Raw genomic sequence first — 13666 nt, 5'->3', positions numbered from 1 at the left:
TAAAGCACACGTTAAATGCTGCAGGTATGCACTATTGCGGGCTAAATGTACTGCTAAGGGCGTTATCTGTGGCAGGATCAGAAAAGGAAGAGCACAATTGGGAGCGTAAGAATTACAAATTCCACAGCTTGATCAATCGAGGGAGTGCATATGGCACACAGCTACGCAGAACAATTGATTGACACTCTTGAAGCGCAGGGTGTCAAAAGAATTTATGGCCTCGTGGGCGATAGTCTTAACCCCATTGTTGATGCGGTACGCCAATCCGAAATTGAATGGGTACACGTGCGCAATGAGGAAGCGGCAGCTTTTGCTGCTGGCGCGGAATCGTTAATTACCGGCGAACTAGCAGTCTGCGCTGCCTCCTGTGGTCCTGGAAATACCCACCTTATCCAGGGACTTTATGATTCCCACCGCAATGGTGCCAAGGTGCTAGCCATCGCCAGCCACATTCCAAGCGTGCAAATTGGCTCTACCTTCTTCCAAGAAACCCACCCTGAAATCCTCTTTAAGGAATGCTCTGGCTATTGCGAAATGGTCAATAGTGTGGAACAGGGCGAACGCGTTTTGCACCAAGCCATCCAATCCACCATGGCGGGTAAAGGCGTATCCGTTATGGTTATCCCCGGTGATATTGCCCAAGAAGAAGCCAGTGATGGAACCTATGTAAATTCCACCATTTCTACTGCGCGCCCCATTGCGTTCCCAGACCCAACTGAGGCAGCAGCCCTGGTTGCAGCCATTAATGAGGCAGATTCTGTCACCCTCTTCTGTGGTGCCGGTGTAAAAAATGCGCGCCAGCAGGTTCTGGACCTAGCTCAAAAAATTAAAGCCCCAGTAGGTCACGCACTGGGTGGCAAGCAATATATCCAACACGGCAACCCCTTTGACGTGGGAATGTCTGGCCTTTTGGGCTATGGCGCCTGCGTGGACGCCTCCAATGAAGCAGACCTTTTGATTCTGCTGGGTACAGACTTTCCTTATTCAGCCTTCCTGCCCAAAGACAATGTGGCACAGGTAGATATTGATGGCTCCCACATTGGCCGCCGTACCACTGTGAAATACCCAGTTACCGGTGATGTTGCAGCAACCATTGAAAATATCTTGCCCCATATTGAGGAAAAGACTGATCGTTCCTTCCTTGATCGCATGCTCAAAGAACATGAGCACAAACTAAGCACCGTGGTGGAGGCTTATACCCACAAAGTAGACAAGCACACTCCCATCCACCCCGAATATGTTGCTGACATTCTTGATGAGCTCGCAGCTCCAGATGCCGTTTTTACCGTAGATACTGGCATGTGCAATGTCTGGCAGGCACGCTATATCAACAATCCCGCCGGTACCAGGGACTTTATTGGGTCTTTCCGTCACGGCACCATGGCCAATGCGCTGCCACATGCCATTGGCGCCCAAGCTGCAGATCCCACACGCCAAGTAATTGCTATGTGTGGCGATGGTGGCCTGGGCATGCTGTTGGGAGAACTTCTCACCGTGAAGTTGCACCAACTTCCGCTCAAGGCGGTGGTGTTTAATAACAGCTCCTTGGGCATGGTCAAACTGGAAATGCTGGTAGAGGGACAACCTGAATTTGGCACCGACCATGAGCAGGTCAACTTTGCTGATATTGCCGCTGCCGCCGGTATTAAATCGGTGCGAATTACAGATCCCAAGAAGGTGCGTGAGCAATTGGCTGAAGCTTTGGCTTACCCCGGACCTGTGGTTATCGATGTTGTCACCGATCCCAATGCACTATCTATTCCACCAACCATTACCTGGGAACAAGTAATGGGCTTTAGCAAGGCAGCAACACGCACTGTCTTTGGGGGCGGAGTGGGAGCCATGTTGGATTTGGCACGTTCCAACCTGCGTAATATTCCAAAACCATGAACGCACACACTTCCCTAGAAACTCCAGCAGTCCTTATCCATCGCCCGCAGTTGCTCTCCAATATTTCTCGGATGGCACAGCTAGCAGCGGATAAAGGTATCAAGCTGCGTCCGCATGTTAAAACACATAAAATTCCCGAAATCGCCCAGCTGCAGGTGGCTGCTGGTGCGCAGGGGATTACCTGCGCCACCATCGGTGAAGCAGAGGTGTTTGCGCGCGCCGGGTTCCACGATATTTTTATCGCTTATCCACTACATCTTGGCTCCGCTGCTAAGGCTCGTTTAAATGCACTGCCCGGTGCGGTGACAATTGGGGTGGATTCGGTAGAAGCTGCGGAAAATCTAGTGGGGGTACGCGCCGATATCAAGGCATTCATTGAGGTCGATTGTGGGCACCGGCGTAGTGGAGTGTTGCCCGATTCTGCTGAATTAACAGAAATCCACGCTGCACTAGGTGAGCGTTATGCCGGTGTTTTTACCTTCCCCGGACACTCTTATGGTCCCGGCAACGCTGCCGGCGCGGCACTAGCAGAAACTACCGCCCTGCAGGCGTGCGTCGAAAAGCTTGGTGGGGGTTTAAGCTCTGGTGGTTCCTCACCTACGGCGGCCTTGACCAGGGGCATTGATGAAATGCGACCGGGTGTTTATACATTTAATGATGCTCAGCAATTGGATTCTGGGGCATGCACGGAGGCGGATATTGCGCTGACCGTGTTGAGTACGGTGGTGAGCCGCAATGTGGCAGACCGCCGGGTGATTGTAGATGCGGGCAGCAAAATTCTGAGCACTGATAAACCTACGTGGATTAATGGACACGGTTTTGTTAAAGGTCATCCAGACCTGCGAATTAGTGCGCTTTCAGAACATCATGCCACCCTCTTTTGGCCAGCTGAGCTGGAACTTCCCAAGATTGGCGCGCAGCTTGAGGTGATTCCCAACCATGCCTGCAATGTGATTAATCTGGTGGATCGCGTTTATGTAGCTGGGGAAGAAACTAGCTGGCCAGTGGTGGCGCGTGGTCAAAATTCTTAAAACGGCTTGACCTTAACGCGACGTCAAGGACTTAACTATCACCATGACTGATCGAAGCATTGGCGAAGCCGCTCAACTACTCGGATTAACTACTCGTACCCTGCGGCATTGGGATGATATCGGGTTGTTGTCTCCCCAGTGGCGCAGCGGCAGCGATTACCGCCTCTACACGGAGGAAGATCTGGAAAAAGCATTGCAGATCTTGGTATATCGGGCCGCTGGCCTGCCGTTAAAGGAGATCGCAGCGCTGCTGGAGCAACCAGAAACTGCCCAGCAGCATCTGCTGCGGCAACGCGAACTGCTTAAAGATCAGATCAGTCAGCTGCATCGGATGGTCCGCGCAGTAGATGAAATCTTGCAACAGGAGCAATTTAGCGTGAGCGAGCAAATCGAAATTTTTGGTGAAGATATGCCCAAGTACCAGCAAGAAGCCTTCGAGCGTTGGGGTAACACCGCGGAATGGGAGCAATCTCAGCAGGTCCTTTCCTCCATGGACAAGGACGATATGCAGGCTGCCAAAGCCGCGCACGAGGACTTCATAAAAATGCTTGTCGACGCCGCCACTGCGGGTGTTAAACCAGGTTCGCCAGCGGGCAACAACCTCGCGCGCACCCACCGTGGCCTCATTGGCCAGTGGTATCCGGTAAGTGCCAGCAAGCAGGTAATTTTGGCGCGCATGTATGTCGAAGATGCGCGTTTTAATCAGACTTACCAAGATCAAGCCGATTATTTGCGCAGTTTGGTGGAAGCTTGGGCGCAGTCTGAGGGCGTGGATCTGGAAGCTGTGGAGTGGGAATAAATCACATTTTAACTCTCTCAGTACATTCACAGTTAGTAACCAGTAGTGGTGCAGTTCAAGGGTGTTGACTATGTAGAAGTTGATCATTCCCATCTGGAAGAGATAAAAAATGGAAAACCAAGCCGACGGACAAATCCGCGTCCTTGTTGTTGATGACGAGCCCAACATTGTTGAACTGCTCACCGTAAGCCTGAAGTTCCAGGGCTTCTCTGTGATGACTGCCAACGATGGCAATGAAGCCCTCAAGATCGCCCGCGAATTCCGTCCGGATGCCTACATCCTCGATGTCATGATGCCGGGCATGGACGGCTTCGAACTGCTCAGCAAGCTGCGCGGCGAAGGTCTGGACAGCCCAGTTCTATACCTGACTGCAAAAGATGCCGTTGAGCACCGCATTCATGGTCTTACCATCGGTGCCGATGACTATGTGACCAAGCCTTTCTCCTTGGAGGAAGTAATCACTCGCCTGCGCGTCATCCTGCGCCGTGGTGGCACCATCGAAGAGAACTCTTCTGCAACCCTGCAGTATGCAGACCTCACCCTCAATGATGAGACCCACGAGGTCACCAAAGCTGGCGAGCTCGTTGATCTTTCCCCTACCGAGTTCAACCTGCTGCGCTACCTCATGCTGAATGCTGAAGTTGTGCTCTCCAAGGCGAAGATCCTGGACAACGTATGGCATTACGACTTCGGTGGCGATGGCAACGTGGTGGAGTCCTACATCTCCTACCTGCGTCGCAAGGTTGATACCCATGAGCCACAGCTAATCCAGACCGTTCGAGGCGTTGGATACGTACTGCGTACCCCACGTTCTTAAAGGTCGGTTTTTGACCTATGGAAAATCCTTATGTTGCTGCCCTAGATAAAAACTCAAACTTTGGCGCAAAAGATACCGACTCCGCTGTCTCCGACTCCACCGAGGTGTCTCAAAATAATGATGGGATAGGCACCCCGGCCACTGCTGAGCCAAAAGTAGGTCCAATTCGAACCGCTGGCCGCGCAATGCCATTGCGTACCCGCATCATTTTGCTGGTGGTAGGTATTGCAGGCCTTGGCCTTTTGGTGAACGCAGTTGCCGTGTCGAGCTTGATGCGTGAAGTCTCCTATACCCGCATGGATCAGGATCTGGAATCTGCCATGGGCACGTGGGTCAGAAATGTTGAGCTTTTTAACTTTGATGGTGTTCGCCAAGGCCCGCCCAGCGACTACTACGTAGCTAAGGTTTTCCCCGATGGATCCAGCATCATTTTCAACGATGCTGAATCTGCCCCTGACCTCGGACAAACCACCATTGGTACAGGTCCACACACTGTAGAAGCTGCCGAAGGTTCAGCATCTTCCACACACTGGCGCGTTATGGCTGCCAAAAACGGCGATGTGATTACCGTGGTTGGTAAAAGCATGGGTCGCGAGTCCACACTGCTTTATCGCTTGGTGGTAGTCCAAATGGTCATCGGTGTGCTGATTCTAATTGCGATCTTGATCGGATCATTCTTCCTGGTGCGACGTTCTTTGAAGCCGCTGCGCGAGGTAGAAGAAACCGCCTCCAGAATTGCTGGCGGTGAACTAGATAGGCGTGTTCCACAGTGGCCGATGACAACTGAAGTTGGACAATTGGCCAATGCCCTCAACATCATGTTGGAACAGCTGCAGACTTCAATTATGAATGCGCAGCAAAAAGAGGCACAGATGCGTCGCTTTGTGGGCGATGCCTCCCATGAGCTGCGCACTCCATTGACCTCGGTAAAGGGCTTTACGGAGCTCTATTCCTCAGGAGCGACTCAAGACGCTGATTGGGTGCTGTCCAAGATTGGTGGAGAGGCCCAGCGTATGAGTGTGTTGGTGGAGGATCTTCTTTCATTAACTCGTGCCGAAGGTCAGCAAATGGAAAAGCATCGCGTCGATATGCTCGAACTGGCACTGGCAGTACGTGGTTCCTTGAAGGCTGCGTGGCCAGACCGCACCGTGAATGTGGCTAATAGATCAGAAAATATTCCGGTGGTGGAGGGTGATCCCACCCGCTTGCATCAGGTGCTTACCAACTTAGTTGCCAATGGGCTTAACCATGGTGGTCCTGAAGCAGAGGTAAATATTCAGGTAGAAACCGCTGATGACAAGGTGAAGATCCTGGTCATCGATAATGGTGTGGGTATGTCGAAGGAAGACGCGGAGCATATCTTCGAACGCTTCTACCGCGCTGATACCTCGAGATCCCGTGCTTCCGGCGGCTCTGGCTTGGGCTTGGCTATTACTAAGTCTCTGGTTGAAGGCCATGGCGGAACCATCACCGTGGACAGTGAGCTAGGTAAAGGCACAGTGTTTAGCATCATATTGCCCGCTGCTGAATAAGCGCTTAAAAAACTAAAGCAGCTGCACATTTTTGAAAATGTGCAGCTGCTTTCTGTTTATCATCCAAAGCTAGGATCGCGCGGAAAGCTTGCGTGGGATCAAGTGCTTTAGTTTTTGGAGAAGAGTTTTACCAGTCTCAAAGGCCGTAACCCGTGGCATCACAAAGGTAAAGGCATCCGTGGTTGTTTTTGATTGCGTGTTTGAAAACAAGAAGCGGTACTTATGCAGAAGATGAAAAACCTCAAAAGGCAGATGAGGCTTTTGCATTTTAAACAGAATTTTTATCAGGAAAAACTGAGTAATCCTGATTTGGAAGCTGCTTCAATTTAGAGCATCGCTTCGTCGATAAGCGTGATCTGGACGCAATGACTAGTGGTTCCTTAGAAAATGGAGTTGCCAAACCGCGAGGTCTGGCAACGCTTTGTGGCGTGAGGGCTTAGGCCGGTTTGCGCAGGCTGAGCAGTAGCGTTGCAGCGCCAATCGCGATGGTGGCACCAGCTACAGTGGCAAAATATCTCACTTCCGTGGCAGGCGTTGAAGGATCATAAAACTCCGACATCGTGCCGGCAAGAGACATTCCCATTGCTAAGGTTAGAAAACGCCAGGATATAAAAGGGATTGAGGGACGGTGACTAAGCAGTAGGTACCTCAAAAGAACCCAACATGCGGTCCACATGTTCTTGGGAATAAACAGCTAATACGCCATAGGTTTGCCCCTGCAAGGTCCCAAAAGCAGTGGAGCAAATAAAGATAGGGATAGAACCCAGCACTTTCTTTTTCTCAGCTGGGCTTGCATCGCGGTGTTGCAGTGGGAGGATAAACAGTCACAGCGCGGCGAGTGCAGTGATCAGCAAAATTCCATTGGATATTTTCACCATTGAAAAACTCACTGGTCTTAAGGGGAAAGAATGGATACGCTACCGTGATCCTTTGGCACCCAACTTGGCAGCACTTCAGGAATGTGCAGAACCGCTAGATCCTGCAGCTTTGATCAGCTGGCTTAAAGATCAAGATGCACCACAGAGGCTGGTTGTTATTGGAGGCGCAGGCGGATTGTTGGTGCGTTTGGGGGCAGAATTTACTATCGCTGATCTCGCCCGCGAATTGGATGCACCCTTATTAATTGTGACCAGCACCGGCTTGGGCAGTCTTAATGCTGCAGAGTTAACAGTGGAAGCTGCCCGCCACCGGCAGCTTGCAGTAATTGGGCTGCTAGGTGGCTCAATAGACAATGCGCCAGATTTGGCAACGCGGCTAAACCTTAAAGAATTTGAGAAAATCTCCCAGGTGCCCTTTTTAGGAGCGGTTCCCAAAGGCGCCGGTGCGCTCAGCAGTGCAGACTTCGGCGCGCTGGTGCACAATCTCGGCTTTCCTGCCTTGGATAAGGCAGTAGCGGAATTAGTCGACCAAACCCTCTAAAGCTTGGGCGATGCGAGCTGCAGCATCATCCATCTTGGCTGGATCGGTGGCATCAGCTGCCAGCGCATTGGCAAAGTTATAGTCAGCCATCTTGTCGGTAGGGAAGAGGTGGATGTGGGTATGGGGCACATCAAAGCCCGCAATAATATATCCACAGCGTGGCGCATCAAAAGCTTTCATAATTGCATTAGCAATAAGCTGGGCTGCTTCATTTACTTCCGCCCAAATGCCTTGGGGAAGATCGGTCCAGCGATCAACCTCAGCCACCGGAACCACGAGGGTGTGGCCATAAGTGAGCGGTTCAATGGACAAAAATGCCACCACATTTTCAGAGCGGTAGACAAAGCGCCCCGGGAGCTCGCCATTAATAATTTTCGTGAATACGGAAGCCATATATTTAGGGTACTACCGAACAGGGCACCAGCGCTTTTCGACGCAAAGATCCGCCCTTAGATTTCATGCTTAATAAACAGGAATAGCTCTGAATAAGTTTTGCAGGATAAACTCAACAACCATGCGCATTCTGGTAATCGGCTCGGGCGCCCGTGAGCACGCCCTCCTCCGTGGACTTTCCCTCGATCCTGCAACAACTGACCTTCATGTTGCTCCTGGCAACGCTGGACTTGGCAAGCTAGCCACCGTCCACCCTGAAATCAAGGCTGATGATCCAGCACAGGTCACCGCTCTGGCTCAGGAACTTAACTCTGACCTGGTAGTTATCGGCCCTGAGATCCCCTTGGTAGCAGGTGTTGCAGATGCTTTGCGCGCTGCCGGTTTTGCCGTTTTTGGCCCCAACCAAGATGCTGCTCAAATTGAAGGTTCCAAGGCTTTTGCCAAGGACATTATGGCAGCGCGTGGGGTAAAGACCGCTGTTGCTGAGGCCATCCAGCCAGGTGCGAGCGATGCTGAGATCGAAGCTGCATTGGATAATTTTGGTCCAAACTGGGTTGTTAAAGATGATGGTCTGGCAGCTGGCAAGGGTGTCGTCGTAACGCCCGATCGTGCCGCAGCCCGCGCCCACGTTGACGCCGTCCTCGAAGGTGGCAACCCAGTGCTTTTGGAATCCTTCCTCGACGGCCCAGAAGTTTCCCTCTTCTGCCTGGTTGACGGTGAAACCGTAATTCCTTTGCTGCCAGCTCAAGACCACAAGCGTGTCTTTGACAATGATGAAGGCCCCAACACCGGTGGTATGGGCGCATACGCTCCCCTTCCTTGGCTACCAGCTGATGGCGTCCAGCGCATTGTTGATGAGATTTGCGTACCAGTGGCACAGGAAATGGTGGCTCGCGGTTGCTCTTATTCCGGCCTGCTCTACGCCGGTATTGCCTGGGGTAAGGAGGGTCCTGCCGTGGTGGAATTTAACTGTCGCTTTGGTGATCCAGAAACCCAAGCTGTATTGGCCCTGCTCAAGACTCCTCTGGCCGGACTGCTCAACTCCGTCGCGCAGGGCACCTTGGCTGAGCAGCCACCTCTGGAATGGCAAGATGGCTACGCGCTGACCGTCGTCTTGGCATCCCACAACTACCCAGAGGCACCTCGCACCGGCGATGTTATCCGCAACGCCGATGCCGACAATATCTATCACGCAGGCACTGCGCTTAATGCTGATGGTGAGCTGGTCTCTGCAGGTGGCCGTGTACTCAACGTTATTGGCGTGGGTGAAACTCTGGAGGCAGCACGTGATAATGCTTATGCCACCATCAAGGATATTGAGCTAGACGGTAGCCACTACCGCACTGATATCGCATTACCCGCAGTTGAGGGTCGAATCTCGATCTAAAAGGCGAAGCCAGTTAGGCTTGTCCTTTATGAAGCCAAGCCAAAGAAGTAATGTTCAACCCTTCCGTGTGATGCAAATGCTGGACCAAGTCCACCGTCGCAAGCGTGAAGGCAAAGACACCATTATGTTCTGTGCCGGGCAGCCCACCACGGGCGCTCCGGAAGCAGTTATTAATGAAGCTGAAATCGCCTTGCGCTCCAGCACCTTAGGCTACACCGAAGTTGTCGGTGACCGGGAGTTTCGTGAGCGCGTTGCCGATTGGCATTCAGCAACCTATGGCGTAGAAACCAGTGCAGACAACGTTATTGTCACCACTGGTTCCTCCGGGGGATTTGTGGCAGCATTTTTGGCCACCTTGGATCATGGCGATTATGTAGCCATGTCCACCCCGGGCTACCCCGCCTATCGCAATATTTTGGAATCCTTAGGTGCGAAGATCCTCAACCTGCGTTGTACTGCGGAAACCCGTTTCCAGCCCACTGCACAAATGTTGGAAGAGCTGCCTCATAAGCCCAAGGCCGTCATTGTTACCAGCCCCGGCAATCCCACTGGCACCATTATTGATCCAGCTGAGTTGGAAAAGATTGCAGCCTGGTGTGATGACAATGATGCAGTACTAATCTCCGATGAGGATTACCACGGCATGAGCTTTGGCCGTCCTTTGGCAACGGCACATCAATTCTCCAAAAACGCCATCGTGGTGGGAACTCTGTCCAAGTACTTTTCCATGACCGGTTGGCGCGTGGGCTGGATCATTGTGCCAGATGAGTTGATTACTCCAATTGAAAATCTGCAGGCATCCCTAGCTTTGTGTGCACCAGCCATTGGGCAAGCAGCAGGTCGCGCAGCTTTTACTTTGGAAGCTGCCGCCGAATTGGATGAACATGTGGAGGCCTACCGCGAGGCGCGAGAGGTTTTCGTCGAAAAGCTTCCGGAAATCGGGTTGGGCACTTTCGCCGACCCGGATGGCGGCCTTTATCTGTGGGTGGATGTGTCCGAGTACACCGAGGACTCTGAAGTCTGGGCTCAGCAATTAATTGAGGAGGCCGGGGTAGCGGTCGCGCCGGGTGTAGATTTTGATCCCGAATTAGGCCACAAATGGATCCGTTTGAGCCTGTGTGCCAGCAAAGAAGACACCCTTGAGGGTGTACGCCGCATTGGGGAATTCCTTAAAAAGTAAATGCGACTAGGTTAGTTTCGGTTCGTGGGGAATAATAATTTGCGTGGCTGATAAAAAGAAGATCGCAAATGTCCTGTCGAACCGTTACGCCTCCGCGGAACTTTCCAACCTATGGAGTGCGGAAGAGAAGATCATCATGGAGCGCCAGCTTTGGATCGCCGTGATGAAAGCCCAAAAAGATCTGGGCGTAGAGATCCCAGCCGAAGCTATTACTGCCTATGAAGCTGTCATTGACCAAGTTGATCTGGGCAGCATAGCAGACCGTGAGCGCGTCACCCGCCACGATGTGAAGGCCCGCATTGAGGAATTTAATGCACTGGCTGGCTATGAGCACATCCACAAGGGAATGACCTCACGCGATCTCACTGAAAACGTGGAGCAGCTCCAGATCCACCGCTCTTTGGAACTCGTCCGTAATAAGGGTATCGCCGTGGTTGCGGCCATTGGTTCCCGCGCCGCGCAGTACCAAAGCTTGGTTATGGCTGGTCGTTCCCACAATGTGGCAGCTCAGGCCACTACCTTGGGCAAGCGTTTTGCCTCCGCAGCCGATGAAATGCTGGTTGCCATTGAGCGCGTATCTGAACTTTTGCAGCGTTACCCACTGCGTGGCATCAAGGGTCCAATGGGTACTGCACAGGACATGCTCGATCTAATGGATGGCGATGAAGCTCGGTTGGCAGAGCTGGAGACCCGCATTGCCGCGCACCTTGGCTTTGATCGTGTCTTCGACTCCGTCGGCCAGGTTTATCCACGTTCCCTCGACTTTGACGCTGTTTCCGCATTGGTACAGCTGGGTGCAGGTCCTTCCTCTCTTTCCCACACCATCCGCTTGATGGCTGGCAATGAGACCGTCACCGAAGGCTTCAAAGAAGGCCAGGTTGGTTCCTCTGCCATGCCTCATAAGATGAACGCTCGCTCCTGTGAGCGCGTGGGAGGCCTGCAGGTTATTCTGCGCGGTTACCTCACCATGGTTGCTGATCTTTCCGGTCAGCAGTGGAATGAAGGCGACGTATTCTGCTCCGTTATCCGCCGCGTTGCCCTGCCAGATGCTTTCTTTGCCATCGACGGCATGTTTGAGACCTTCTTAACAGTGCTTGATGAATTTGGCGCCTTCCCAGCCATGATCGAGCGCGAACTTGAGCGTTACCTGCCATTCCTGGCAACCACCCGTATCCTCATGGCAGCTGTGCGTGCCGGCGTTGGCCGCGAGACCGCACACGAGGTAATTAAGGAAAACGCCGTGGCTGTGGCGCTAAACATGCGGGAAAACGGTGGCGGACAGGATCTGATCCAGCGACTGGCCGCTGATGAGCGTCTCCCAATGACTGAGGATGACCTCGCAGCAGCTTTGGCCGACCGCCACGCCTTTATTGGTGCTGCGGAGTCTCAGGTTGCGCGCGTGCTTGACCGCATTCAGAAGCTTGTCGACGCCCACCCCGGCGCCGCTGAGTACCGTCCAGGCGAGATTCTCTAAAGCTTTTTAACGATCGGGTTGTTAGTCCTTGACGGACTAACAACCCGATTTTTGTTGTTTTAGGGAGAGCTTGGGGACAGTTTTGGACAGTTTTGGGCAAATAGGTAGCTAATAGATGACCAAAAAGTGTCAAAAAAACGACATCAAATCTGAGAAATTAGCTTAAGTTTTGGTGATTTTTGGCCTTTTTCGAAAAAAATTTAGATAAATTTTTACTTATGAATAAAACGCAGTTGCCCTTAAAGGTATCTATTTGACACCAATTGAACGGTGTTCAAAAACTGGCCGATTTTTGAGGGGAGGGTTGCATGGGCTTGGCGTTTTAGGCCACACTTGAGTCATCCCAGTCAGGCAGCAAGAGCCTGGCGAACATAGAAAGTGAGATTCTCCATGACTGAGATCTTCGCACTCGTACAGTCCATCTTCGACGGTATCACCGGCCTTGTTGGCGCTGGCTTCAACGGCGTTTCCGGCCTCCTAGGCGCTGGCGTTGAAGGCGTTCAGGGCTTCATCGATACCCTTGAGTCCGCTTCCTCCTAATCACTTGTTAGCCTTCGGGTTAACGGTATTGGGACCAGCTAACTCCGGTTAGCTGGGGACACTTAAGACGAACACTCTCCATGAGAGGGTGTTCGTCTTTTTTGATTTTTATTTAGTTTTTACTGAATATTGCTTAAGTTTTGTTCGAATAGCCTTGGAAAGATGTGAGTGGCTTTTGAAGCTCTTAATACTAAATAACGCACTACAATTTTCCGAACACCTCAATGAGGTCTAGACTTCACTATCATGCGTCCTGAACTCTCCCAGTACAAGCACTTGTCCGCAGGCAAGGTTCGTGAAATCTACGAAATCGATGAGAAGCACATTCTCATGGTTGCTTCTGACCGTATTTCGGCCTACGACTTTATCCTTGATACCGAAATTCCTGACAAGGGTCGAGTACTCACTGCGATGAGCCAGTTCTTCTTTGACACTATTAACTTCCCTAACCACCTGGCTGGCGATATCGACGATATCCGCATCCCCGAAGAGGTCTTGGGTCGCGCTATGGTCTGCAAGAAGCTCAATATGCTTCCCTTTGAATGTGTGGTGCGTGGCTACCTCACCGGCTCCGGCTTGGAGGAGTACAAGCAAAGTGGATCTGTTTGTGGTGTTTCCTTGCCGGAAAACCTGGTGGAATCATCTCGCCTGCCTGAGCCTATCTTCACCCCAGCAACAAAGGCTGATATCGGAGACCATGATATTAACGTCTCTTTTGACGTTGTTGAAGAACGCCTCGGTGAAGCTCGTGCCAACCAGCTCCGCGATGCTTCCATTGCGATTTACGCCCAAGCCGCAGAAGTTGCTCTCGGGCGCGGCGTTATCTTGGCTGATACCAAGTTTGAATTTGGTATCGATGAAAATGGCGATCTTGTTCTAGGAGATGAAGTCCTCACCCCGGATTCTTCCCGTTACTGGCCGGCAGAAGGTTATGAGCCCGGCACTGTCCAGCCCAGCTTTGATAAGCAGTTTGTACGCAATTGGCTCACCGGGCCAAAGTCCGGTTGGGATAAGAACAATGGTTCTGCGCCTCCAGCCCTGCCTGGTTCAGTAATTGAAGCAACTCGCGATCGTTATGTTGAAGCTTATGAACTAATTTCTGGCAAGAAGTTCTCCGAGTGGATCGGTAGCTGCGTTTAACCTTGTTTTTCGAAGGCCTGAAGGGATTTCCTTCAGGCCCTTTGTGATTTCAGGGCGAGGGTTA

14 protein-coding genes are annotated in these 13666 nt (G+C 52.0%); 11 read left to right on the top strand and 3 right to left on the bottom strand.

Features of this window, described 5'->3' with window-relative positions; genetic code table 11:
• The first annotated feature begins 150 nt into the window (after positions 1-150).
• The 5 genes from H924_RS11105 (at position 151) to H924_RS11085 (ending at position 6069) form a co-directional block, all read left to right on the top strand.
• Entirely contained in the window at positions 151-1890 is a 1740-nt protein-coding gene (locus H924_RS11105) for a pyruvate dehydrogenase (protein WP_015652047.1), read from the top strand.
• Positions 1887-2921, top strand: coding sequence for an alanine racemase (locus H924_RS11100; protein WP_015652046.1), 1035 nt, complete (start codon positions 1887-1889; stop codon positions 2919-2921). Before H924_RS11105 ends, H924_RS11100 begins: the two co-directional genes overlap by 4 nt.
• Before the next feature lie 43 nt (positions 2922-2964).
• Positions 2965-3720 carry a MerR family transcriptional regulator gene (locus H924_RS11095; protein WP_015652045.1) on the top strand — a complete coding sequence of 252 codons (756 nt, stop codon included), beginning with the start codon at positions 2965-2967 and terminating at the stop codon, positions 3718-3720.
• A 109-nt stretch (positions 3721-3829) separates the two neighbouring features.
• Positions 3830-4537, top strand: coding sequence for a response regulator transcription factor (locus H924_RS11090; RefSeq protein WP_015652044.1), 708 nt, complete (start codon positions 3830-3832; stop codon positions 4535-4537).
• 185 nt (positions 4538-4722) lie between these two features.
• A complete protein-coding gene (locus tag H924_RS11085; RefSeq protein WP_318532990.1) occupies positions 4723-6069 on the top strand; it encodes a sensor histidine kinase in 1347 nt (448 codons plus the stop codon).
• A 436-nt stretch (positions 6070-6505) separates the two neighbouring features.
• Here H924_RS11085 and H924_RS14230 read toward each other — a convergent pair whose 3' ends face one another.
• Both H924_RS14230 and H924_RS14225 read right to left on the bottom strand, forming a co-directional pair.
• The gene (locus tag H924_RS14230; RefSeq protein WP_155861957.1) at positions 6506-6646 is read right to left on the bottom strand and encodes a hypothetical protein; all 141 of its coding nucleotides are present in this window, start codon (positions 6644-6646) and stop codon (positions 6506-6508) included.
• 55 nt (positions 6647-6701) lie between these two features.
• Entirely contained in the window at positions 6702-6839 is a 138-nt protein-coding gene (locus tag H924_RS14225) for a hypothetical protein (RefSeq protein ID WP_015652042.1), read from the bottom strand.
• A gap of 73 nt (positions 6840-6912) precedes the next feature.
• Between H924_RS14225 and bioD the strand changes: the two genes are divergently transcribed.
• Positions 6913-7488 (top strand): ATP-dependent dethiobiotin synthetase BioD, encoded by a 576-nt coding sequence (gene bioD / locus H924_RS11080; RefSeq protein ID WP_015652041.1) that lies wholly within the window; start codon positions 6913-6915, stop codon positions 7486-7488.
• On the opposite strand, the gene H924_RS11075 is transcribed toward bioD, so the two are convergent.
• Positions 7468-7881 (bottom strand): HIT family protein, encoded by a 414-nt coding sequence (locus tag H924_RS11075; protein ID WP_015652040.1) that lies wholly within the window; start codon positions 7879-7881, stop codon positions 7468-7470. The two genes, bioD and H924_RS11075, sit on opposite strands and share 21 nt — an antisense overlap.
• A 121-nt stretch (positions 7882-8002) precedes the next feature.
• Between H924_RS11075 and purD the strand changes: the two genes are divergently transcribed.
• From purD to H924_RS11055, 5 genes are all read left to right on the top strand, one after another.
• Positions 8003-9268, top strand: a complete 1266-nt coding sequence (gene purD, locus H924_RS11070) for a phosphoribosylamine--glycine ligase (protein ID WP_015652039.1) — start codon at positions 8003-8005, stop codon at positions 9266-9268.
• A 70-nt stretch (positions 9269-9338) separates the two neighbouring features.
• Entirely contained in the window at positions 9339-10448 is a 1110-nt protein-coding gene (locus H924_RS11065) for a pyridoxal phosphate-dependent aminotransferase (RefSeq protein WP_029703044.1), read from the top strand.
• 34 nt (positions 10449-10482) lie between these two features.
• Positions 10483-11922: an adenylosuccinate lyase gene (gene purB, locus H924_RS11060; protein WP_211208130.1), complete on the top strand. Its 1440-nt coding sequence runs from the start codon at positions 10483-10485 to the stop codon at positions 11920-11922.
• Between the two features lie 390 nt (positions 11923-12312).
• Positions 12313-12462: a hypothetical protein gene (locus H924_RS14390; RefSeq protein ID WP_169330526.1), complete on the top strand. Its 150-nt coding sequence runs from the start codon at positions 12313-12315 to the stop codon at positions 12460-12462.
• A 246-nt stretch (positions 12463-12708) separates the two neighbouring features.
• Positions 12709-13602 carry a phosphoribosylaminoimidazolesuccinocarboxamide synthase gene (locus tag H924_RS11055; protein ID WP_015652036.1) on the top strand — a complete coding sequence of 298 codons (894 nt, stop codon included), beginning with the start codon at positions 12709-12711 and terminating at the stop codon, positions 13600-13602.
• Positions 13603-13666: the final 64 nt, after the last annotated feature.

It is taken from the genome of Corynebacterium callunae DSM 20147 (assembly GCF_000344785.1).
Classification (GTDB): domain Bacteria; phylum Actinomycetota; class Actinomycetes; order Mycobacteriales; family Mycobacteriaceae; genus Corynebacterium; species Corynebacterium callunae.
This window is presented reverse-complemented; position numbering and strand designations above follow the sequence as displayed.